Below are 24,337 nucleotides of genomic sequence, written 5' to 3'. Positions count from 1 at the left end.
TTAAATTACTTGGTAGTTATGATTAATGAGTGCCGTTTTAGCGGCTGCAAACTTTGCTGATTTTACTAACACATAGTCAGTATCAAAGGTTGAAATAGCAAAAATGCTGATTTTTTCGTTGGCAAGCACAGTCGCTATATTTGACAAAATACCGGTTAAACTAAAGTCTAACGGGCCAACAACTTCAAAGGCTTGCCAGCCAAGCTCAGCGTCTTCGCTGTCAATTTCAATGTGTTCAGGAATAACGATAGAGATCTCATCATAGGTTTTAGCTAAGAAAAAAATGGGCGCATTATAAACCGCATCAGGAATTGTACTTTCTCGCCGTAAACTATGGATGGCAAAGGTTTCAGAAAGTTGGCGCAGGGTTAAGTTACTCATATAGTCAACTCATTTAATAAGTATATTGTGCTGACACTATAGCGTTTAATTGCTTTGAACTCTAGCGCTTATAGGCGTGCATGAGCGCTAAAATTTTCGGGTAATCGTCTGTGGCATAATGTTTTTGAATTACAGCACACACAATTTGATGGCAGTAGCGACGGTGGAGAACAAGTGCGACCCAAAGGATCCACCATGATCAAAGTTCACTTGGCTTATTAACAGATAAATTGTATTTTAAAGTGCTTAACGTGATTATTAACGTCAAGTCGGTGTAATGCTGAGTATAGTTGTAAAATTATTGCCTAAGTTCATGCGTTTGTTTATTAACTCGTAGAATGCGATATCCACATAAGCTGTGGATATCGTTGTGAGCAACTACTGTTTAACTATCTAACTATTTGTTATTAAACAGTTTTGGTTGTTGGTTAAAAAGTGTCGCCTATTGAAGTTGGACATTATTTAGTAATAAGTTATTAAAATATACTATTAATGCCTTATATCATGTAAAGCCAGTTATTAAATACGATTAAGTTAGAAAACTGGCAGCTAAACCTTGTTTAAGCTTGTGCTTGAATTGCCGTCAGTGCAATGGTGTAAACGATATCGTCAACTAATGCACCTCGTGATAAATCATTCACAGGTTTTCGCATACCTTGTAACATAGGGCCAATACTGACTAAATCTGCCGAACGTTGTACTGCTTTATATGTCGTGTTGCCGGTATTGAGATCGGGAAAGATAAAGACATTTGCTTGGCCGGCAACCGGACTATTTGGCGCTTTCTTACGAGCAACATTTTCCATAATTGCAGCGTCATATTGCAATGGACCATCGATAACTAAATCGGGTCGTCTTTGTTGAGCAATTTTGGTTGCCGCGGCCACTTTTTCAACATCAGCACCAAACCCCGAAGTACCGGTACTGTAACTGATCATGGCAACTTTTGGTGCAATACCAAATTGTATAGCAGAGTCGGCAGACTGAATTGCGATATCGGCAAGTTGTTCTGCGTTAGGCTCTGGGTTGATGGCACAATCGCCATAAATTAGCACTTGATCGGGTAACAACATAAAAAATATTGACGATACTAACGCACTACCTTCTGCGGTTTTAATTAAAGAAAGCGCTGGACGTATGGTGTGGGCGGTTGTATTCACTGCGCCAGAAACTAAGCCATCGACTTGGCCTAATTGTAACATCATTGTTGCTAACACTATGTCTTCTTTTAATTGCTGTTTTGCGACTACCTCTGTCATGCCTTTGGCTTTGCGTAATTGCACCATAGGTGCCACATAGTTTTCACGGATAGTACGAGGGTCTGTGATCAATAAGCCGTCGGGTAAATGAATGCCTTGTTGTTGTGCAATGCGTAAGATGGTGTCTTTATCGCCTAGCAACTGGCAGCGGGCAATGTTGCGTTCAACACAAATTGCTGCAGCTTTTATGGTTCGTACATCTGTGCCTTCAGGAAGTATGATCAATTTATTTGCTTGTCGAGCAAGCTCAGTTAACTTATGACGAAACGCTGGCGGCGACATTTTTTCGCTGATGGGCGCTTGATTGCCTAATTGTAATAGCCAATTCGGGGTTAAGTGTTCGGCAACATACTCTTTGACTTTCTCTTGCCGTTGTACGTCATCTTGCGGAATATCTGGAGTAAAGTTAATTAAATGCCGTGATGTTTGCCAGGTATCCCAAGGTACAGAAAGTACCGGTAAACCAACATCAAGCGCTTGTTGACATAAGCTTTGGATGCTTTCGTTGGGTATATAACCATTGGTTAAAACTAACGCCGCAACTTTGGTGCCATTTAATGCCGACAAACAAGTGGCAATAATGATATCCGTACGATCACCGGGTGTGACTATGAGTCGACTTGGTTGCAAGTGACTCATTAAATTATCCACACTACGAGCGCAGAAACTAATACTACGAACGCGCCTGTGATCCATATCGCCGGCGTTAATGATTTCGGCATTTAAATAATGTGCAATATCAACAACGCGAGGTGCAATAAGATCCATTTCCCAAGGTACAGCCCCTAATAAATTGAAATGTTGGCTTTTAAATATTGAAAGCTTAGTGAGCGGGGCAATATCGAGTGCGGTATTAAATTCTTGCTCACGAGGTAACAAGCCAAACTCATGGCTATCTGGGGCATTAATCTTATTAATAATGCAGCCGATAAGCTTGGGGTTTTTGATGCCGCCAAAGGTTTCGGCGCTCATTTCGATGCGATCTTCAAACTCGTCTAACGAATCATTGTCTTGTGCCGCCACTAGCACAATTTCAGCAGAAAGCGCTCGCGCAACATCACGATTAACTCGACCAGCATAAGGTTGGCGAGTGGTGGGTATCAAGCCTTCAATGATCACCACATCATGTGCCTTGTCAATGGCATTGAAGTTTTCAATAATTTGCTCTAAGACTATATCGCTGCGGCCATCGCCAATTTGTTGCTCGACATAAGATAAAGCAATAGATGATGAATTTTCATTGGCTTTGGCTTGCGCACTGGCTTTATTTCTGCAATTACGTGCAGGTTGTGAAATCGGCTTAAAGTGTCCCGTATTAATACCTTGTTGTTGACAAGCGTGAATAAGCCCTAAGCTTATACTGCTTAAGCCAACGCCAAAACCGGCGGGTATCAACATAATTCTATGTGCCATTATTAATCCTTTTCATTAAGCAATTGAAACGTTTGCTCAGCAATCACCCATTCTTCGTTGGTGGCGATTACCCAAGCTGGGCGAGAGCCTTCACGCGTGATGAGTCCAGATTGACCAAAGCGCATCGCTACATTAGCATCTGGGGCAATTTCAAAATTTAGTAAACTCAATTGGCTGATAATTTTTTCACGAATAAGATTTGAGTTTTCACCGATACCACCGGTAAAAATAATGCCATCAAGTTGGGTTAAACTAGCGGTAAATGCCGCAATGGCCTTGGCTATGCGATAGCAAAATACGTCTAAGGCCAAGCCAGCTTGCTGGTTATGTGCTTCGATATAAGCATCTTCAATGATGCGACAATCATTACTTAATTCTGAAATGCCTAATAAGCCACTTTCTTTATTTAACAGTTGTTCTACGTCAGCTACGCTATAACCGAGCTGGTTTATTAAATAAAAGATAATCCCTGGATCAAGGTCGCCGCTACGAGTGCCCATCATAACGCCTTCTAACGGCGTCATGCCTAAGCTAGTATCAACACTTTTACCATTCTTGATGGCAGCAATACTACAACCGTTGCCTAAATGCGCGCTAATAAAACTGCACTGTGCGAGTGGTTTTTCTAGTCGCTCAGCGGCCTGTTGGGCAACAAAGTAATGACTCGTGCCATGAAAGCCATAGCGCCGTATACCATGATGTTTATAGAGTGCATAAGGAATACCATAAATATAGGCTTTTTCCGGCATGGTTTGATGAAAAGCGGTATCAAAAATGGCAACTTGCGCAAGCTCGGGAAATGCCGACTCAGCGGCTTCAATACCAGTTAAGTTGGCCGGATTATGGAGTGGTGCTAAACGGGCTAACTGTTTTATCTTTGCTTTGACATCAGCGTTAATTAACGTGGGTTGGCAATAGCTTTCACCGCCATGCACGACTCTGTGTCCTACGGCTTTGACACAAGAGATCAAATTTAGCTGCTGTAATTGTTTGACTAACACTAAAATCGCCGCTTGATGATCATAGGGGGCGGCAATCTCTTGTTGCTCATGGCTGGCGTTATAATGAATTTTAATACTGGCCTGCTCAGATAATAAACGCTGTGCTAAGCCAGATAACAGCGTTGTACCAAGCTCAGGATCAATTAAGGAAAACTTTAATGATGAGCTGCCACAGTTAAGAACTAAAATAAATTTATTTTGCATAATTTAAAATGCCGTAGTTAATTTGCTTTTATGGCGGTCATTATAACGAATAAGCTTTTCTGAGTATTGATGTTAAGCAATAAATTTAGGCACACTCTCTCGGTTTTATGAGTCGGTGCTCATGGGGTGGGTAACAATTTTATACTAGCTTTTATGCAGGCTATATTGTAGTTTATAGCCATGAAACTGTCATTATTAGAACTAATCTCACTGGGCCGAAAATACATGCATTTATGGCCTGAACGTAACGAGCTTAATGGTTACTTTGCTGAATATCGAGCGGTTAAAATAAGCCGCTTGGTGTGTAAGGTGATGCCAGGTTTAGCGCTGTTTTGTTTACTTATGCAGCTATACTTTGGCTCAATGGCAATTTTACCGCAAGCACTACTTTATAGCCTTTGTTTAATCAGCTTTCCGTTACAAGCGCTAATTTTTATGGGCGTTAAAGCGGATAAGTTTTTACCGCCGGCACTGGCAAGCTGGTATAAAGAAGGTGTCGCACAAATCAATCAAAATGGTGGCGAAATAAAGCTATCGACTCAGCGACCACGTTACTTAGATCTTGCTTATTTATTAAACGTAAGCTTTCAAAGCAAGTTTTAAAAGTAGCTAACGCCTCAAACAGACGATATAGGTTAACTTTTGCAGATGCGCTATCATTGATAGCGCATTTTTTTTATTGCGGCTTTTGATAAAGTCGGATCAAAAAGTCAGCCTGACAGCGAAAGGTTTTAAGCGCAGCTAAAGTGGTTTTCACTTGCTCGCTGGCTTTAAACGCAAATGGTGTCATGGCTAATAAATTTAAAGTGTCTTGCGCTGTTTTCATCACCATTTCATAGTTGAGATTTTCTTGGTGTACTAACCTTAATTTCTCAATGGCTAATTTTTCTTCATCATGCTCTTTTGCTTCAAGGTAGATGTGTTGTTTTAACGCTAATAAATGCTGTTTAGCCGGCGTTACCGTTATTAAATAGCCATCGTCAGATAACACTCGGGTAAATTCTTGCTCTAAAATTGGCGCATAAACAGAAACAATCCAAGAAAATAAATTATCGGCAAATGGCAGTTTTGATAAGGTGGCGACACTAAAGTGACATTGTGGGTATTTTTTACCTGCTTTTTTGATCGCGTCTTTGGCAATGTCAACACCATAAACAGTCGTATCATCGTACTGATGCTGATGGCTATAGAAGCCTTCACCACAACCTGCATCAAGTACAATATTGGCATGATCAGCGTTACTGACACAGAACTTTTCATATAAGGCCACGAGTCGATCCGCTAAGGGCTGATAATAACCTTGTTGTAAAAACTCCCGACGTGCATTAACCATGGCTTTATTATCACCTGGACTTTTCGACTGTTTAAATTGCACTGGCAATAAGTTTACGTAATTTTCTTTTGCCCGATCAAAACTGTGGTTGTTGGCACAGCGGTAAACGCGCTCGTCACCGACTAAGGCTAAATGGCACAAGGGGCAAGTGTAATGTTGGGCAGTCATATGCTTTTTTGCTTATAGTGATGAAAGGACACTTAGCCCTTTCTTATTCATTTAAAGGCGCTATGAAAGCATAGCATTAATGGGAAAACGTCGCCCAAATAGGCGCGTGATCAGAGGGTTTTTCTATACCTCTAAGCTCATAATCAACATCGGCGTCAATACAACGACTGGCAAATTTTTCAGTGGCAAGTATCACGTCAATGCGCAGACCTCGGTTATCGTCAAAGCCACGTGAGCGATAATCAAACCATGAGTACCTTTCGCTGCGTGTTGGGTGTAGTTCTCTAAAGGTATCTTTAAAGCCCCAATCCATTAATGTTGTTAGCCATTGGCGCTCTTCTGGCTGAAAGCTACATTTACCGGTTTTTAACCAACGCTTACGATTTGGCTCACCTATACCTATGTCTAAATCTGTCGGTGAAATATTAATATCGCCCATCACGACAAGGTTTTCATCAGGTGTATGATTTTCATTTAAATATAGCATTAAGTCTTTGTAAAACTGACGTTTATAAGGATACTTTGTTTCATGCGCAATATTTTCGCCTTGCGGGAAGTACCCGTTTAAGACCGTTACTTTTTCGCCTTTTTCATCGGTGGTTTGTACCATGATCATGCGTTTTTGTGCATCGTCATCATCACTAGGAAAGCCTTTAATAACCACATCAGCAGGCTTTTTACACAGCATTGCAACACCATAATGGGCTTTTTGACCATGAAAATAGACTTGATAGCCCATGGCTTCTACGTCCGCTAAAGGAAAAGCCTCATCATGCACTTTGATTTCTTGCAGGCCAATAATGTCGGGTTGATGCTTGTCAATAATAGCTTGTAATTGATGTAAACGGGCACGCAGGCCATTAATATTAAAAGAAATGATTTTCATTTTACCACTCAACAATGATTTTGCGCCTATGCTACCAGAACTTATAAATAAGCGCGAAAGAGAATTGTTTTCGCGTTATGAAATTTATCAAAACGACATAATTTGTTACGCATTATTAACAAAGCGTAGTAGTATGATTTTTAAGCTTTGTTATAAACTGCACGCTGATATTGGTGCTGCTTAGTTGGCTGTTTTTGTTACTAAGTCTAGTAAATTCATTGATTTAATATATAAGATTTATAAGTTAAAAGCACAGTTGCAACAAATAGTGTATGTTGGCTATAGTCGACTGTGTTATGAAAATGTTAATAATATAAAAATAAATTGAGGGAAGGGAAATGCAAAGACGTGATTTTATTAAGCTGACTGGCGTTGGCGCCGGCGGGTTGATGTTGCCGATGTCTGGTTTTGCGGTATCAGCTGAGCAATTACTAGATAAACCCATGGATGTTGCCTATAAAAAAAAATTGGCTGATATTGCGCTCAATGCCGCGAAAGCGAAAGGTGCTAGCTATGCTGATGCGCGCATTGGTCGTTATTTAAACCAATTTGTCACCACACAAGAAAAACGTGTTGATAACATAGTCAATACGGAGTCAGCGGGCATAGGTATTCGTGTTATAGCCAATGGTACATGGGGCTTTGCCTCTACCTCGAATATGACGCCAGATAGCATAGCGAAAACCGCAGAAAAAGCGGTGGCTGTGGCCTTGGCAAATGCTAAGTTTCAAACCGTGCCAGTGCAACTAGCGCCGGTAACAGGTGTTGGCGAGGTTAGTTGGAAAACCCCCATTAAAAAGAACGCGCTAGCAATACCAATAAAAGACAAAGTGGACTTGCTGTTATCAGTAAATGATGCCGCTATGGCCCACGGTGCTAATTATATTACCTCTATTTTATTTTTAGTGAATGAACAAAAATACTTTGCCTCGACAGATGGTTCATACATTGATCAAGATGTTCATCGTTTATGGGCACCATTTTTTGCTACTGCGGTAGGCAAGTCAGGCTTTAAACAACGGACCGGTTTAGGCAACCCCGTAGGTATGGGCTTTGAGTATTTAGATGGCAAAGAAGAAGATAAAATTCGTATTTCAGGTGCTAACGTGGGTTATAAAAACTCCTACGATATGCTTGAAGATGCGAAAGCGGCTGGCAAACAATTACAAGCGAAGTTAAAAGCAAAATCGGTAGAGCCGGGGAAATACGATCTCGTCTTAGATCCTGCGCACTTAATGCTCACTATTCATGAGTCGGTAGGGCATCCATTAGAGTTAGACAGGGTGTTAGGTTATGAGGCCAACTTTGCCGGTACCAGTTTTGCAACCTTAGATAAATGGCGTAGCGGTAAATTTAATTATGGCTCTGATATTGTAAATTTATTTGCCGATAAAACCCAAGCACACTCACTAGGCAACGTTGGCTATGATGATGAAGGGGTTAAAACCAAAGCGTGGGATTTAGTTAAAGATGGCACGCTAGTGAATTATCAAGCGATTCGTGATCAGGTGCACATGATAGATCAAAAAGAGTCACATGGTTGTTGTTATGCGCAAAGTTGGCGTGATGTTCAGTTTCAACGTATGCCCAATGTCTCATTAAAGCCCAATGAAAAAGACCTTTCAGCTGATGACATTATTAAAGATGTAGAAAATGGCATTTATATTGCCGGTCGAGGCTCTTTCTCAATTGATCAACAGCGCTATAACTTTCAGTTTGGCGGTCAATTATTTTTTGAAATTAAAGATGGCAAAATTACCGAGCAAATTGAAGATGTTGCCTATCAATCAAACACGCAACAATTTTGGAATAGTTGTACCGCACTCGCGGGTAAGTCAGATTATCGCTTAGGTGGTTCATTTTTTGATGGTAAAGGTCAACCGTCACAAGTGAGTGCGGTATCGCACGGCTGTCCAACAACGCGGTTTAACAACATCAACGTCATTAATACTGCGCGTAAAGTATAATTTCACTCATAGTTGACGATAAAAATAAAGTATAAAAGGAAGCAAAGCGTCATGACAATTTTAACAGAACAACATGCGAAAACGTTATTACAAAAAGTACTTTCATTTTCTAACGCTGATGAATGTGAGTGTAACTTAGACGGCCAAGTCGGTGGCAATATTCGCACCGCGCGCAATACGGTATCAACAGCGGGAGAGCAAAGTGACTTAACTTTAGCGGTGCAATCAACCTTTGGTAAGCGCACTGGGGTTGCCACCATCAATGAGTTTGACGATGCATCGTTAAGGAAAGTGGTTAAGCGCTCAGAAGAGTTAGCAAAGCTCGCTCCTGAAAATCCCGAGCATATGCCGATTTTTGGCCCGCAAAAATACTTACAACCTGAAAGTGCCTTTGCCTCAACATCAAACGTTACCCCAGCAGACAGAGCGCAAGCCGCAGAAGATAGCATTAAACCGTCAAAAGCCAATAAATTGGTCTCGTCTGGTTTTTTACAAGATGCCACTACCTTTGTTGCTATCATGAACAGTAAAGGTTTGTTTGCATACAATAAAGCCACTAATGTTGACTTTACGGTCACCATTAGAACCCAAGACGGTAAAGGCTCAGGCTGGGTGAGCAGAGATTACAGCGACGTTAAACATTTAAACACTAAAACTGCCTCACAAGTGGCGATTGAAAAGTCAATCAGGTCATCGGGCGCTAAAGAAATGGAGCCGGGTAAGTATACGGTCATTTTAGAGCCAGCAGCCAGTGTTCAGCTATTGAGTAATATGTTTGGCAATATGAACCAGCGCGCTGCCGATGAAGGACGTAGCTTTTTAAGTAAAAAGTCATCAACAGCGAAAGCGGGACAAGCCAGTAACCGTTTAGGAGAGAAAATGTTCGATGAACGCGTACATATCTATTCAGACCCTATGCACGCTGAAGCGCCCACCGCACCATTTGCCAGTGATGGCCATCGGGTTGAAAAAACCGACTGGATCAAAAATGGAAAAGTCGTCAATATGCCTAACTCACCCTATTGGGCGAAAAAAACCGGTGTGGCTTATACCCCAACCGCTTATACCGGATCTGGGTTATTTGGCGGACCATCTCAAATTATAATGGCCGGCGGTAACGACAGTTTGGAAGATATGATCAAAGATACGCGCCGAGGCATTTTAGTGACACGGTTATGGTATATTCGCGCCTTAGATCCACAAACTCAGCTTTATACTGGCTTAACGCGAGACGGCACGTTTTATATTGAGAATGGCAAGATCAAGTACCCGATAAAAAACTTCCGCTTCAATGAAAGCCCAATCATAATGTTAAATAATATTGAAGCCTTAGGTAAACCACAGCGTATTAATGGCAGCATGATCCCAACCATGAAAATACGCGACTTTACCTTTAGCAGTTTATCGGATGCGGTTTAATTAAGTGAAAGGGATAGGGAGAAGCTTTTAAAGGGCAAGCGTGGCATAAACACTTGCCCTTTATTATGTTGCTTATGAATCGACGCAATTTTATTCGTGCCATGTCGTTGTTGTCTGCGGGGCTGTTAACTAAGCCACTGCAGCAGCTAAATGCGCGTGAGGCAATTGACTTCTTTTTTACCCGTTTAAGCTATGAGTCGGGTAACTGGGAGGTAGACGAAAGAATGCCTGCCAATGTTCTTAATGCGTTAATTGAATACACCAGTTTACGGGTGGATATTAACGAGCGCGTTATCCCCTTATCAGATCCGCAAATGCTTAATTCGCCATTTTGTTATCTCGCAGGTCACCGCTTAGTGCAATTTAATCGCCAAGAAAGAGAAAACTTTCAACGTTATGTAGAAAACGGCGGCTTTGTCTTTGTGGATGATTGTAATCATGATATCGATGGCATGTTTGCCCGCAGTTTTGAGCGGCAAATGCAGCAAATGTTTGGTGATCAGGCATTGCAAAAAATCGCTAATGACCACCCCTTATACTCGTCGTTTTTTCACTTTGACGGGCCACCACGAACCAGCATAGAACTCAATGGTTGGGGCGATGATTTAGTACATAACTATTTAAAAGCTATAGAAATTGATGGTCGTATCGCGGTGTTATATTCTAACAAAGATTTTGGTTGTGAGTGGGATTATGACTTTCGTAATAAACGTTGGTTAAAAGTCGATAATACACGCTTTGCGGTCAATATTGTAATGTACGCCATGAACAGTTAACCGCTTATAATTTAGCCAGGGTAAAGTAAAAAATAATGTCAGAACAAGAAATAAAGCAACTGCTTGATAAATTATCACAAGTTAGTGTAGAAATTGCTAAGGTCATTGTCGGTCAGCAAAATGTGATAGAAGAATTGTTGATCAGCATCTTAGCGGGCGGGCACTGTTTACTTGAAGGTGTTCCTGGCTTAGCTAAAACCTTAATGGTGAGCTCACTGGGAAAATCTCTGGCACTTGATTTTAAACGTGTGCAATTTACTCCTGATTTAATGCCAAGTGATATTATTGGCACAGAAATTTTAGAAACCGATCATGACAGCGGTGAACGTTTTTTTAAGTTTCAGCAAGGCCCGGTGTTTACCCATATTTTATTAGCGGATGAAATTAACCGCACGCCACCGAAAACCCAAGCGGCCTTGTTAGAAGCAATGCAAGAGCGCTGTGTCAGTTATGCGGGTACTAGCTATGAGTTACCGAAACCTTTTTTTGTTTTGGCAACACAAAACCCTGTAGAGCAAGCCGGTACTTACCCACTGCCCGAAGCACAACTTGATCGATTTTTGATGTTTATTCGAGTGAGTTACCCAAACGAACAACAAGAAATTGAAATCTTGCAGCGTACCACTGGCAATATCGACAGCGAGATAAGTGCCATACTCAGCGCTGAAGAACTGATTGCACTGCAAGGTCTGGTGCGCAGTGTAACAGTGTCAGCGCCATTACTCAGTTACGCAGCAAGACTAGTGCGCGCGACACGCCCTAAAGCAACACAGCTGGCCAATAATGCCAGTGACGCCAACACACAAAGCGAATTTGACTGTGAAAGTGTGCGCGAGCATGTACGCTGGGGAGCAGGGCCCAGAGCAGGACAAGCATTAATTTTATGCGCAAAAGCGCGTGCCTTGATGTCAGGACGTTACGCCATGAACTTAGCGGATCTCCAATTTGTTGCACCTGCGGTGTTAAGGCATAGAATTTTAGTGAACTTTCAAGCCGAGGCAGTCAATATTAGCCCAGATAATATTATTGAGCAGCTTTTGCAACAAGTGCCTGTGCCCACCAGTCCACTGCAATCAACTTAGGTCATCGCAAGTGCAGCCAGCGTTCTTTGATATCAACACCTTATTGCGGGTAAAAGAGCTACCACTAGCGATAAAAACGTTAGCGCAAGGCTTTTTGCACGGAATTCATGCCAGTCAACAACGTGGCGTGGGTATTGAATTTAGCCAATATAGAGCATACGAGCCTGGTGACCAACTCAGTAAAATCGATTGGCAGCTGTTTGCCCGTTCCGATAAATACTTTGTACGAGAAGCAGAAAGAGAAAGCGATGTTAGCGTTTGGATAGTGCTAGACTGTAGCGGCTCTATGTTGCAGCAATCACAACCAAAAGCGGTTGATAATGGCGAGCAACAACCCCTGCAAGGGCAGTGGCATAAATTTGACTATGCGCGCTATTTAGCCGCCACGATTGCATATATCGCACAGCAACAAGGTGACGCTGTTGGGCTTTTAACGCTATCAGAGCAGCAGCAACAGTGCTTACCATGTCTACCCGGTGAGCGTCACTGGCAAAAATTAACCTTGGCGTTAACAAAACTACAAGCCCATGGACGCTGCCCTGACGCTAAAACCATCATAGGGCCACTAAGTAAGGTGGCGAAAAACGCCTTGATTGTGATCATTAGCGACTTTCATCAAGCGCAAAATGAATTAGAGAATTTAACGGCAAAACTGAGTCATGGTCAAAGAGATGTTGTCGCCTTTCATTTAGACAGTAGCGATGAGATAACTTTTCCCTACCATGGCTTGATTAAATTTCAAGACTTGGAAACCGGCGCAGAAATTCATGTTGCCGGCCAGCAAGTGCGAACCGATTATTTAGCCAAGAAAAAACAAACCGAACAGGCGTTAAAAGCACAATTTGCAAAACAAAATTGTAGTTATTTTAGCGCCAATATTGACCAAGCCTTAGATCAAAGCTTAGTCGACTTTCTTAGTGCTCGAGCCAAGCGCAAGGGGTGGTGATGTTGACGAGTTTGCCAACATTAGTGCTGCAAAACCCTTGGGCAATTTACGCTTTGTTGGCATTAATGTTACCCGTGATAGTGCACTTGTTAAGTCGAAATAAAGCACGTTTGGTGGCATTTGCTAATATAGCTTTGATTAAGGTAAAAGAGCCGAAAAACCTCCGTCACATGCGTTTAACACAAATTTGGCTATTACTGTTGCGTTTATTGTTATTAGTGGTTTCGATATTACTATTAGCCAATATTAGTGTCATTAAGCCGCCACGTCAGCCCGCTGAAGTTTATTTATTCACTAAAGACTGGCTTAAGCATAGTGATGTAGCAGAGCGCCAACAATTACTCACGGAAAGTGGCGGTGTCGAGATGTATTTATTAGCGCCTAAGACTCGCTTAATAACCGCCGAACAATTATTGCATTGGCCAACAGCGTCAGCGTCAGCGTCAACCTCGCAACAGTCGGACACAACGCAGGGCAATACACTAAGGTATCTAGAAGAGTTTAGTCAAGGTTTAGCGGCAACCAATCAGATCACACTTTGGGTCACAGATAGCGCCAACCAATATACTGTTGCTGATGAAAATACGCCGTTATTTTTACCGAATGAGATTAATTGGCAAATAAAACCCCTGACTGAGTCGGTAACAAAGCAATACCCTGATGCGCTGCAGGTGTTGATTATTTACCAGCAAGCGCGTCAACATGAGCTTAAATATTTTCAGCAGGCGTTTCGCTTAATTAAACAGTATGTTGCGCCAAAACTTGAGTTAGTCAGTTTATTAGATCAAAGTTTAAAAAATCCTGAAAAGATTCGGCAAGTATTGGCAACGCCACCAGATTGGCTGTTTTATTTATCTACTCAAGCCCCTAGCCAGACGCTACAGCAGTTGGTAAGTCGCACTAGCCATATTGTTGTTGACGCAAGTACTGCGTCGGCTGAAGCTTTGCCAGCAGTGGGGCTTGATATTACGCCAGGCAGCGCAGATTCACCCAGTGCTTATGGCTTAATTTATCGCCGATCACTTGCCACCGACATTGCTCAACAATTAACTGACTTTGGGTTTCATGATCAAAATGGCCAAAGTGACATCCTATGGCAAATTCACGACAACAAAGGTGTCGCCTTGCCAATGTTAACTTCGTTAACGGTGTTGCCAGCATTGCAAGTGCAATTAGGGGAGGGGATTAACAGTACGGCAGCGCTTCATGTTAAGCAAAATAATCAGCATCGCAGTCAAAGCCGGACACTTTATCAACTGCACTCACGGTTCTCGCCAAGCTGGAGTAACTTAATACTAACTGAGCAGTGGCCAAATTTTTTAAAACACTTGTTATTCTCAGCGTGGCAACAACAGCAAGTAAGCCAGCAATACAGGTTAACAGCGCGGCAAATAAAACAGCTGATTAGTAACCATGACCTAGCGGAAAATACAGAGACTTGGGCGAGTAGGCAGCGGATAACGCAGGCGCAACACTTAATCGCAGCGCAACAAAAAGAAAGCGATAGCTATAACACTTGGTTAGTGATTTTATTGTTAGTGTTGTCGGTTATTGAGCGCGGGCTTAGTGAGTTAACGCGCCCAAAACCGCCGCGTGAGCAAGATAAGCGTGCAGCAGGCGCAACCTCGGCTAAGGTTGGTGCTTAATGACTAGCTCGCAGCAAAAGCAAGCGTTTTGGCGGTGGCGTCTTGGCCCGACAGACGCTAAACCTGCAGCGCAAAACTGCGCATTTCAACAAACAATAAGGCAATTGCGCAAACGTTGGCAACAACGCTTTATATTGCAGCAAGTATTACTATTTTTGCCAAAGTGTTTTGCCGCAATGGGTTTACTGGTTTTTGTACTAGTCAGCGTACCGCTTGTCACTTTTACAAACGGCTTATTATTGGCGTTTGTATTGTTGTTGATGGCAATAGCGCTCAAGCTTATGCTGCTCAAGCGCAGCCGCGCCTATGCTAACATCACAGACACTAATGTGATTGCGCACTTTAACCAAGGCTTTGCTGATCTTGAACATAGTACGCAATTGCTGGCAAAACAACCGGGGCAACTGTCAAGTCTTGAACAACTGCAAACCGCAAAAATACAACCCCGCTTTAAAGCCATAATCAAACAGCAATCGCAACATAACTACCCTGATTTATCGCCAACAATAGCTAAGCGGACGTTAACGTTACATAGCATGGCGGCGTTAATGTTTTGCGTGTTGCTTGCATTTAGTCATAGTATGCGTCTTGTCGATAAAACCTTGGCTTGGTATCAGGCGCAGCTTAGCGCTCAACCCAATACACTGAGCCCTAGTGCAATAGCACAGCAACCCCCTGTGCTTGATATTCTTGCTCAGCAAGTACAAATTGTGCCACCTGCCTACAGCATAGGGCACCAGCAAGCCAAAAGTTGGCGATCTGAGAGCTTAGATATTACCACCTTAGTTGGCAGTAGTGCTCAGTGGCACTTTACTTTTAGCCAGCCAAACTTAACGTATGCGATGGTTTTTTCTAATGGTGAGCGTCATATATTGCAAAAAAACGCGGATGGCAGTCATAGCTTACAACGTAAGTTAATGACTAGCATGGTTTATCATTTAAGTGTCGTTGAGCAAGATGTTGCCAAAGCGGAAAACTTTGCCAGCATTTACCGTATCGCATTAACCCCAGATCAGGCGCCAAATATTCGTTTTATTTACCCTAAAAATACCGTGACCGAATACGCAAAAAACAGTGTGCCTAAGGTTCATACGCAGGTGCAAATAACCGACGATTTTGCGGTAAGCCAAGTGAAAATTTTATCATCAATTGCCAAAGGCACAGGTGAAGCGGTAAAGTTTAGAGATCAACAGTTTGATTTTGACCGTAGCGAGTTGCAACACGGAAAACAACATTACTTTAAAACTTGGTCATTAGCAGCGCTTGGCATGGTGCCGGGGGATGAGCTTTATTTCTCAGTTATCGCTACTGATAATCGTCAGCCTGAGCCACAACAAAGTCGATCGGAAACTAAAATTATTCGTTGGCTAGAGCAAGAAAGCTCAACGATTAATGCCGAAGGTATAGTCATCGATTTTATGCCTGAGTACTTTAAAAGCCAACGACAAATTATTATTGACACCCTTGAGTTAATTGCCGATAAAAGCCAGCTTAAAAAGCATGAATTTACCGAGCGATCTGAGCTACTAGGAGTGGCGCAAAGTGCATTAAAGGTAAAATATGGCCAATACCTAGGTGATGAGTCAGCAGAGCAGCACAGTGTTGGTGTGACAATGGACAAGGAGCATAGCAGTGCTGAGCAAGCTCAGCCCGAGGTGCATGTGCATGATCACGGCGGTGCTAGTAATGCTGTTATTACGCCAGAATCACCCCAGCACGCTTTGTTAGAGCATGAACATAACGGCGTACAACAGGGCTTAGATTTATCGGGGAAAATGGCGCTGATTAATCGTTATGGTCATAACCATGAAGATACTGATGTTGGCGTTATGACCAGTCAAGATCCGAAAGCATTAATGAAACAAAGTTTAGCGAATATGTGGCAAGCCGAACTGCACTTAATGTTAGCAGAGCCAAAGCGAGCACTGCCGTTTGAGCAACAAGCGCTGCAATTGTTAAAGCTGGCGAAAAAAGCAGAGCGTATCTATGTTAAACGGCTAGGATTTGAACCGCCACCAGTCACTGAACAGCGTCGTTATCAAGGCGAGCAAACCGATATTTTAGATCAGGGACTACAGCAAGCACATTTTCACCCGAGTCAGCTATCAAATCAAACCCAGCTAGCCTTTGCTAAGTTACTTGAATTAGTGCAGCGCTTTTTACAAACCGGCACCGATGCTGATGTTGCAAGCCAACAGGCACTGCTTAGCACAAAAGATGCAAGTACTGCACTTGCGCAGGTGCGTACCGACAAAGGCGTACTAACCATAGCGCAATTGGCTCTTGTAGAAGCAGCGAAACAAGGCATAGTGCAACTCATAGAAAAGCGTCCCGCCTTAGTGGCGGCGTTGGCGGTGCTTGAGCAAATATTACTAGAGCAACAACTTCAACTGTCTCAATGTCGCGCTTGTCTGCGCTTACTTGCCGGTGAACTAGAGCAGTTATTACCACAGCCACTGGCCACGCCGCACAGTAAAGTTACTGATTTTATCCACCAACAGCCATTAATTAAACACTATGGCCAGTTTTTAGAGGATAACTTGTGACCCTAGCCTTAAGTGAACATTATCAAGTAACACTTAACAGTGCCCAGCATTGGTGGTTACTGAGTTTGGCACTTATTGGCTTAGTGCTAACCTGGACGTTAATTTATCGCCGTTTTTATCGCCTGCAAGTGCCGAGATCTAAGCGATGGAGTAAGCTGCACTGCGCCTTACTAATGCTAGGTAACGGGCTGTTTTTTAGTAGCGTCTTACTTTATGTATTACCCGTACAGGTCAAACTTCAGCCCACGGCATTTGATATTTTACTAACGCCCAGTTTGACAAGTGATGGGGCGACTGGTGCAATAGAATTAGCTGACATTTCAGCGCCGCAAGTAAGTCAAGCGTTGCACCTAGCAGATCGTATTTGGTGGTTAGCGCCAGAGCTAAAAACAGCGCAATGGCAACATGCAATGCCTAAAGCCTTGAGTCGCTATCAGCATAAAATTATCAAGGTTCGCTCAGTAACTGAGTTAACTCGACTATGGCGCACCGCCAATGAGGGGGCTTGGCCCGTGTTTGGGGCTAAATATACTGCACCGAGGCAGTTAAAAATATGGGGAGATGGCTTAACAGAGCAGCAATGGCAGCCGTTACGTTTGTTTCAACAACAGCAGCAAACGCAAAATAGCGCAGTAATTACATTTGAGTATGTCGCCAGTCAATTGCAAACCGGCTTGGTTGCTTTACATTGGCAGCGGCAATTAAATTTAGGTCAAGCACTAACAGTAACCGGTCGTTTGCAACGAGCCGTTAATGAGAGCAAACATTATCGTTTGAGCTTAGTACATCATGATCAGGTACTTGATAGCGCGATACTCACCAACCATGAAACATTTTCATTAACCACCACCAGTAAGGTCACTGGGTTATTTAGCTACCAATTACAGCTTAGTGCCATCACTAATAAAGCCAGTAATGTCACTGAGGCTGTATCTGAACAACCAGCAAGGCTTTTCGAAACCATTGCGGTGAGCGTAGTTAAAGCGCAGCCTGTGCGGGTCTTGGTTAAGCAGTCGGCACCTTCGTTTGAAACTAGGAAGTTAAAACAATGGCTTAGCCAGACAGGTAACCAAATTCATGTTATTAGCCAAATAAGCGAGCAGCAGTGGGCGCAGCAGTTATTAAACCCGATCAATGCCGCGCATTATGCTAGCGTAAGCGATACTGTTGGCGGTAATAAAAAGCAGGCGCAAGCAACAGCCGATCATCGCTTAAGCGCATCATTATTAGCCAATAATGATCTGCTCATCATCGACAGTCGCGCTTTGTTAGCGTTATCCGCTCCCGAAGTGTCGGCTTTATATCACGCCATAACGCAAGGTTTAGGGCTATTAATTTGGGCTGATGCCAGTTTGCTAGGGAAAAAAAGTCAAGCTAGCCATAAAGATATGACTAAGTTATTGAACTTATTTACCCTTAGCTCAGCAGACAGTACACTTGCGTCGGTTAATGTTACTTGGCCAAAGCAACCGCCATTAGGCGATGCGCAAACACTGAGCGCACAAGCTGCAATCGCACTGATCGCAAACTCAGCGCAAAGCCTAGTAATGGCAAATTCAGGCCAGGCTTTGGTGGTTAAACAAACGCTAGGCTTAGGCGTGGTGGCAATGTCATCGCTGCAGCAAAGCTATCAATGGGCATTACAAACATCACCGGCAATTTATAGTCATTATTGGCAATATTTACTGTCACATTTACTGCGTAACAATAATCACACTAAATGGCTATTGCCGTTACCTGCAGAATTAAGCTTAGCTAAACAGTTTCACAACATATGTTTATTATCACCACAGGCACAGGTGTATTCGCCGCAAGTGTCGTTAAGCAGTTATCCATTATCGGGCATGAAAAAGTGCGGCCGTTTTCGTGCGCCGACAAAAGGTTGGCTTGAGTTTCATGCCTTAGCAGAAGATCAACGGCTATTAGCAAGCCAAGCGCGTTATTTTTATGATGATGCAGATTTTAGGGTCTGGCAACAAGCGCGTAAACAGGGTGCGAGTAGAAAATATAGCAGCAATAAGGCATTAGCCAACAAGGCTTTAGTTAAAAGGCATAGCTACCAAGCTGTTGATAAGCGTTATCTTTGGCTAATTATGTTAACACTTTTGTTGCTATTATGGCTTGAACGTAAATGGTACGCTGGACCATGATATTTTATCTATAGTATCACGCGGTTAAATAGTTGCTAAAACGCTAATGTTTGCTGTGTTGGCTGTAACTAAAGTCGATTGCAGCGATAAATAACAATAGCGCGCCAAAAATAATCGCCCAATGCGCACCAAATAATGCTAAGGCGCTACCCACAAGCGCCATGATAACGCTGGCCAAACTAAATACCGTGGTAATAAGGCCCATGAGTTGACCTTGTTCTATATCGGCATATTGTTCGGAGATATATACAGGTAATAAGCCATTAAAAATGGCAATCGCGACGCCGATTGCGCCATAAACTGGCCAAATTGTACTGCTTGATAAGAGCGGGTGAATGACAAATAACAATGCCATTAACACCATACCAAGCGTTGCGCCGTTTTTAAGACCTAACAAATAATTGAGCTTTTTGACCATAAAAACACTGGTAAAAATCATAAATAGCGTCAACAGCACGGTAATGTAACCTATGGCGGCACTAGAAAAAGCAAATCGTTCAACTAACCACACAGGGTAAAACTCGTAATAAGCGTTTAGGCCTAGGGTTGCTAATAAGTAAATGCTAAAGATTCGCCTAATTTTGCTATTGCTGAGTAAGGCGAAAGAGTTTTGCGAGCTAAATAGTTGGCGAAACTTTATCTGTTCTTGGCTCCAGGCTTTTTCATCAAAGGGTAAAAAGGTGAGTACACTTATTAAGGCAATAAATAATGTTGCCGCCGCGAAAAAGAATACTGTATCTAAGCCATAGCTGGCCAATAGCCCACCGGCTAGCGGCCCTAGTAGCCAACCTAAATATCCGGTGGCATTAACGAGGTTAAAAGTATAAGTTTTATCTAACTTTGGCGATAAATCGACAGCGATGGCTTTGGCAATGCTAATGTTACCGGCAAAAACACCAGTCACAAAGCGTGCTATCGCCAGTAGTAAGAAGTTTTCTGCTATGACAGCTAACGCCGATAAAACGTAACTTAATGCGGTGAGTACCAATGTTAGTATCAACACTTTCTTGCGACCATAGACCCCAGATGCCGCGCCAAGTACTGAGCTACCTATGATAACCCCTAATGGGTAAGTTGCTAATATTATGCCCAGTAAAATTTTACTGGGTAAATGGGCAAAAGTTGTTAATGGACTAATTTCATTCAGAAAAAGTGGCGCTAAAATGGGATAGGGCAAAGCAATGCCGGCACTGCTAAATAGCACGACGAGCATAACGGAAAATAAGGTTTTCTTAGCTTGAGACCTTTCTGTCAGAGCATCATTGCTGGCGACAGCGGTTCTTTTTGGAGTGTGATTCATGATAGCGCTAATAGACTGGAGTAAAGCTATTGTAGGGTGCAAGCCATGTTAAGTAAATATTATAAAGTGCCAGTTAACTGGTGTTTTTAATTATTTTAGTTATCAGAAAAAGGCAATGAAACTCAAGCTGTTAGCATGGTGTAATTAAGTGTAATTGCAGAGTAATAAGTTGTACTATTGCAGTAATACCTTGTACATAGCGTTGTTAATTTTTATTAAACATTTTAAGCTAAACCTATCCATACTCAAAGTAGTTGTTATATCTTAGCTGAAGCAGTGCCGAACTGTGTTGAAGGTATGTCCGGGTAATTGCTGATAGGCAGCACAATAAATTAGGAGTACATAAATGTCAGATAATATTTCTTCAGTAAAAAAGATATTACTCGTTGAGGATGATCGTCAACTCTCAGATCTGGTTGCTGAGTTTTTAGAAAGTGAAGGCTACCATGTTAAGCAAGAATTCAGGGGCGATACGGTCGAAAAGCGTGTTGATAAATTCGCACCTGATCTAATTATTCTAGATATTATGTTACCCGGTAAAGATGGCTTTGCAGTTTGTAAAGAGCTACGTCCAGCATATAAGGGGCCGATTTTAATGTTAACAGCCAAAGGCACAGACTTTGATCAAGTGTTAGGGCTGGAGATTGGTGCCGATGATTATGTTATTAAACCCGTCGAGCCACGAGTGTTATTAGCACGCGTCAATGCCTTGTTACGTCGTGGCCAGTTACCAGCAGATGCCAAAGAGAATGCGGAAATTGATTTTGGCCAATTGCACATTAATCGCGGCTCTAGACAAGTTACCTTACACGGTGAAAATATAGAGTTAACCAGTCAAGAGTTTGATTTGTTGTGGTTATTAGCGAGCCGCTCTGGCGAAGTACAGAACCGAGATTATATCTACAAAGCGGTCGTTGGTCGTGAATATGACGGTATGGACAGAAGTGTAGATGTACGCATATCTCGTTTGCGTAAAAAACTCCACGACAGTAATGAAACGCCTTTTCGTATTAAAACTATCTGGGGACAAGGGTATTTATTTGTTCCAGACGCTTGGAATTAACATTGTTCAATATTGATAAGCGAATGACTTGTGATTGCAGCGCATTCGTGCAAACCCTTTACTCTTAGGCAGTTTAATGAAACTCGGACGCTCATTTTTTAGCTTATATTTCCTTATAATCTCAATTTTTATTATTTTTTCATGGATACTCGATGAAGTTTGGAGTTCATATTTAGAGCAAGATATTGAGTCTTATACTGGTTATAAAAGCATGCTGATCGCGCTTTCTAACTACTTAGTCAAGCACCCAGAAGATGAGTGGCAAGAGATTGTTGCCAGCGCAGCAACGCAGTGGCAGCTGCCGTTAACCTTGAAGCCGGAGCAAGAAACTAAAGCTATAAGTCATAGTAAACATGATGTTATCAAAGAAAATGATACCCATATTTTTTATGATAATGATGCGGTTGAAATTCATCATCGGGTTCATGACTCCGCTTCAGCTATCGTTTTAGGACCAGCCAAAATGCCGACTCGGCCGCGCATGGAAGCCATGATCCGGGTGATACTGTTGGCCTGTTTGGCCTGCATATTATTCTTTTGGCTACGACCACTCTCTCGGGATTTAGATCGACTGCGCACCACCGCAATTAACTTTGGTCAAGAAAGCTTTGATATGCTTGCACCAGAAGCAAGTTCAACCATGACAGAACCTATGGTGAACGCATTTAATACCATGGCAAGTCGAATTAAACGTTTAATAGATGCCCATAAAGAGCTCTCTACCGCTGTAGCCCATGAGTTACGCACACCATTAGCACGCAGCAAGTTTGCCTTGCAAATGCTAGCCTGTACAGAAGATAAAGCTAAACAAGAAAAATATCGTAATGCCATTAGTCAAGATATATGTGAGCTAGAGCAGCTAATTAGCGAAATGCTTATCTACGCAAGTTTTGATAGTGATAAGCCTAAGCTTAACTTTAATGAAGAGTCGTTACTTGATATTGTAGAAAAACAAGTAGGCAACTATCAGCAGTTTGAGCAAAAATTTACCATTACAAACCACGTTGGCGATTTACTCGTTGATACCGATCGACACTTTATTAGTCGAGCCTTAAATAACTATATATCTAATGCAATTAAATATGGCAATGGCGAAATAGAGATTAGTATTCACCAAGATGGCGAGCAGGTGGAGATTCGAGTAACCGACAATGGTGGTGGTGTTAAAGATGACTTTAAACGCACTATTTTTGACGCATTTTCGCGCGGTGATGTGTCGCGAAACAGAGCGACTGGCGGCTTTGGTTTAGGTTTGGCTATTGTTTGCCGTATCATGGAGTGGCATGGCGGAAGCGCAAGTGTTGTTGATAGTGAGCATGGCGGCGCAACTTTTATTCTTCGTTGGCCAATCAAACATCAAGCCACATAAAAAAACTCGACTTTGAAGGAACTCAGTACTAAGTCTACCTGCTGAATTTGGGCCACGTTGAGTATTATTTTGACTGATAGCACCTGACGTTACTTTTATAACACGCTATTGAAGATCATGCGGGGCAAGCGTGTGTTAGCATGACAGTGCTCACGCCTAGGTGCGATTTATTTTACACACTATGACGCCTTTAGCTACTGCGGTGAAACCCGCAGGCAAAGTGGTATTTTTTTCATGCCAAAGATTTGTATCTATTCACTAAATTAATAATTTTTTCGTTAAAGTAACGCCTGCCTTGGCCGATATGATTAATATCAGCGGCAAATCAGTACCTTATTTTGACACCAACAGCATTAAACCAAGACATTCTTGTTCATGAACTTCAGTTAGGTGAGCAGCTTAATGAAAGTGTTCATCAAGCGCGACGTGCTGATTTTTCGTTAATGTTGGCGATGTTAACTGATGATGTGCGCGCCCATAGTCAATTTCATCTGCCACAAACTCAGCTAACAGAAAAAACCACAACCTCTGACCAACTGCGAAAGTTTCTGCAATTGCCCAAAGCTGCGCCGTTAGCTTTAGATAAAATTGAAGATATAGCTACATTTAACCAAGCCAGTGCGGTTGAGCGACAACAGCTAACGGCTGTTCGATTAACAAATGCTTTAGCACCAAAACCGTTAGCATTTCGCGATGATCGCCAATTTATTCCTTCACAAGTATTAACCAATACCAGCTTGCACTGTCAGCAAAGGCATCAACAAAACAACACATCACCAACACAGCAACGGGCGGAGTTTGATGCCAAGGCATGGCTGAACTCCTTACAGTCAACAATGGTAAAGGCGCCCCTTATGCAGGCTAGTGCTTAAACGTTTTTCGCGCAGCAATGTTTGTATTTTTTGTTGCTAGCGCAAAAACATAGGGCATTACGCTTGGGCGTCGTTATAATCTGATTGCTAAAAACCTCGCCATCAAGATATCGCCAAGCACCACGCTCCTTGATAAAGTTTGAGTTTTCATGCAGACAACAAATATCACCTTGGTGTAGATAAAACGCTGAAAACTCAACCTGAGCTTGGCGTTGATCAATTAAATCTTGCACATAATCACTGGTATGATGAATGCTCAACTTAAGCCATTTAGTTTGCTGTGCCCATGCTTTTATTTCGGATATCGATTGTGCCACTTGACTTACACTGGCATAGGTTTGATAAATATAGTCGGCATTTTGCATCGCATAGGCTGTGTAGCGTGAACGCATTAGCTGTAGCGGCGAGTTAGCAGATTTTTCTGCCGATATAATGGCTTGGCAACAATGAGCAAATGTTTGCTCTGAACCACAAGGACACAACATGATCAAGAAAACCTAGTAAATAAAATGACACCAGTTTAGCATGTTCGTCCTTCAAGCTCGTAAACTTTCCG

Annotated in this window: 19 protein-coding genes; 12 read left to right on the top strand and 7 right to left on the bottom strand. The window is 42.4% G+C overall.

From position 1 onward, the window contains the following. The 3 genes from B6K83_RS11345 to B6K83_RS11335 all read right to left on the bottom strand — a co-directional run bounded on the left by B6K83_RS11345 (position 1) and on the right by B6K83_RS11335 (position 4,258). Positions 1-381: an ACT domain-containing protein gene (locus tag B6K83_RS11345; RefSeq protein WP_085285041.1), complete on the bottom strand. Its 381-nt coding sequence runs from the start codon at positions 379-381 to the stop codon at positions 1-3. Positions 382-941: 560 nt separating this feature from the next. Continuing rightward, positions 942-3,053 (bottom strand): phosphate acetyltransferase, encoded by a 2,112-nt coding sequence (pta, locus tag B6K83_RS11340; protein WP_085285040.1) that lies wholly within the window; start codon positions 3,051-3,053, stop codon positions 942-944. A gap of 2 nt (positions 3,054-3,055) precedes the next feature. Continuing rightward, positions 3,056-4,258: an acetate/propionate family kinase gene (locus tag B6K83_RS11335; protein WP_085285039.1), complete on the bottom strand. Its 1,203-nt coding sequence runs from the start codon at positions 4,256-4,258 to the stop codon at positions 3,056-3,058. A 180-nt stretch (positions 4,259-4,438) separates the two neighbouring features. On the opposite strand from B6K83_RS11335, the gene yfbV reads away from it, so the two are divergent. Continuing rightward, positions 4,439-4,861: a terminus macrodomain insulation protein YfbV gene (gene yfbV / locus B6K83_RS11330; protein ID WP_085285038.1), complete on the top strand. Its 423-nt coding sequence runs from the start codon at positions 4,439-4,441 to the stop codon at positions 4,859-4,861. Between the two features lie 73 nt (positions 4,862-4,934). On the opposite strand, the gene rlmA is transcribed toward yfbV, so the two are convergent. Continuing rightward, a complete protein-coding gene (gene rlmA, locus B6K83_RS11325) occupies positions 4,935-5,759 on the bottom strand; it encodes a 23S rRNA (guanine(745)-N(1))-methyltransferase (protein WP_085285037.1) in 825 nt (274 codons plus the stop codon). 76 nt (positions 5,760-5,835) lie between these two features. After that, positions 5,836-6,645 (bottom strand): exodeoxyribonuclease III, encoded by an 810-nt coding sequence (gene xthA / locus B6K83_RS11320; protein ID WP_085285036.1) that lies wholly within the window; start codon positions 6,643-6,645, stop codon positions 5,836-5,838. A 338-nt stretch (positions 6,646-6,983) separates the two neighbouring features. On the opposite strand from xthA, the gene B6K83_RS11310 reads away from it, so the two are divergent. From B6K83_RS11310 to B6K83_RS11275, 8 genes are all read left to right on the top strand, one after another. Continuing rightward, positions 6,984-8,612: a TldD/PmbA family protein gene (locus tag B6K83_RS11310; protein ID WP_085285034.1), complete on the top strand. Its 1,629-nt coding sequence runs from the start codon at positions 6,984-6,986 to the stop codon at positions 8,610-8,612. Positions 8,613-8,663: 51 nt separating this feature from the next. Next, entirely contained in the window at positions 8,664-10,031 is a 1,368-nt protein-coding gene (locus B6K83_RS11305) for a TldD/PmbA family protein (protein ID WP_085285033.1), read from the top strand. A gap of 74 nt (positions 10,032-10,105) precedes the next feature. Beyond that, positions 10,106-10,807, top strand: coding sequence for a DUF4159 domain-containing protein (locus B6K83_RS11300; RefSeq protein ID WP_085285102.1), 702 nt, complete (start codon positions 10,106-10,108; stop codon positions 10,805-10,807). A 35-nt stretch (positions 10,808-10,842) separates the two neighbouring features. Next, a complete protein-coding gene (locus B6K83_RS11295; RefSeq protein WP_085285032.1) occupies positions 10,843-11,889 on the top strand; it encodes an AAA family ATPase in 1,047 nt (348 codons plus the stop codon). Between the two features lie 10 nt (positions 11,890-11,899). Continuing rightward, the gene (locus B6K83_RS11290; RefSeq protein ID WP_085285031.1) at positions 11,900-12,835 is read left to right on the top strand and encodes a DUF58 domain-containing protein; all 936 of its coding nucleotides are present in this window, start codon (positions 11,900-11,902) and stop codon (positions 12,833-12,835) included. Continuing rightward, the gene (locus B6K83_RS11285; protein WP_085285030.1) at positions 12,835-14,481 is read left to right on the top strand and encodes a BatA domain-containing protein; all 1,647 of its coding nucleotides are present in this window, start codon (positions 12,835-12,837) and stop codon (positions 14,479-14,481) included. Before B6K83_RS11290 ends, B6K83_RS11285 begins: the two co-directional genes overlap by 1 nt. After that, positions 14,481-17,027 carry a hypothetical protein gene (locus B6K83_RS11280; protein ID WP_085285029.1) on the top strand — a complete coding sequence of 849 codons (2,547 nt, stop codon included), beginning with the start codon at positions 14,481-14,483 and terminating at the stop codon, positions 17,025-17,027. The genes B6K83_RS11285 and B6K83_RS11280 overlap by 1 nt, the downstream gene beginning before the upstream one ends. Then, the gene (locus B6K83_RS11275; RefSeq protein ID WP_085285028.1) at positions 17,024-19,177 is read left to right on the top strand and encodes a hypothetical protein; all 2,154 of its coding nucleotides are present in this window, start codon (positions 17,024-17,026) and stop codon (positions 19,175-19,177) included. The genes B6K83_RS11280 and B6K83_RS11275 overlap by 4 nt, the downstream gene beginning before the upstream one ends. Positions 19,178-19,220: 43 nt before the next feature. Here the strand turns inward: B6K83_RS11275 and B6K83_RS11270 are convergent, their stop codons facing one another. Then, a complete protein-coding gene (locus B6K83_RS11270) occupies positions 19,221-20,477 on the bottom strand; it encodes an MFS transporter (RefSeq protein WP_085285027.1) in 1,257 nt (418 codons plus the stop codon). A 346-nt stretch (positions 20,478-20,823) separates the two neighbouring features. Here B6K83_RS11270 and B6K83_RS11265 point away from each other — a divergent pair, with 346 nt between their 5' ends. The 3 genes from B6K83_RS11265 (at position 20,824) to B6K83_RS11255 (ending at position 23,781) form a co-directional block, all read left to right on the top strand. After that, positions 20,824-21,540 (top strand): response regulator, encoded by a 717-nt coding sequence (locus tag B6K83_RS11265; RefSeq protein ID WP_085285026.1) that lies wholly within the window; start codon positions 20,824-20,826, stop codon positions 21,538-21,540. A gap of 76 nt (positions 21,541-21,616) precedes the next feature. Then, positions 21,617-22,909, top strand: coding sequence for an ATP-binding protein (locus B6K83_RS11260; protein WP_085285025.1), 1,293 nt, complete (start codon positions 21,617-21,619; stop codon positions 22,907-22,909). Between the two features lie 338 nt (positions 22,910-23,247). Next, positions 23,248-23,781: a VC2046/SO_2500 family protein gene (locus tag B6K83_RS11255; RefSeq protein WP_233143962.1), complete on the top strand. Its 534-nt coding sequence runs from the start codon at positions 23,248-23,250 to the stop codon at positions 23,779-23,781. Here the strand turns inward: B6K83_RS11255 and B6K83_RS18430 are convergent. Beyond that, on the bottom strand, positions 23,778-24,266 hold the full coding sequence (locus B6K83_RS18430) for a YchJ family protein (RefSeq protein ID WP_085285023.1): 489 nt from the start codon (positions 24,264-24,266) through the stop codon (positions 23,778-23,780). The genes B6K83_RS11255 and B6K83_RS18430 overlap by 4 nt on opposite strands. Positions 24,267-24,337 lie beyond the last annotated feature (71 nt).

The sequence above is a fragment of the Colwellia chukchiensis genome, from assembly GCF_002104455.1.
In the GTDB taxonomy this organism is placed as follows: Bacteria; Pseudomonadota; Gammaproteobacteria; order Enterobacterales; family Alteromonadaceae; genus Cognaticolwellia; species Cognaticolwellia chukchiensis.
The sequence above is the reverse complement of the archived record's forward strand: the minus strand, read 5'-3'. Positions and strand labels throughout refer to the sequence as shown.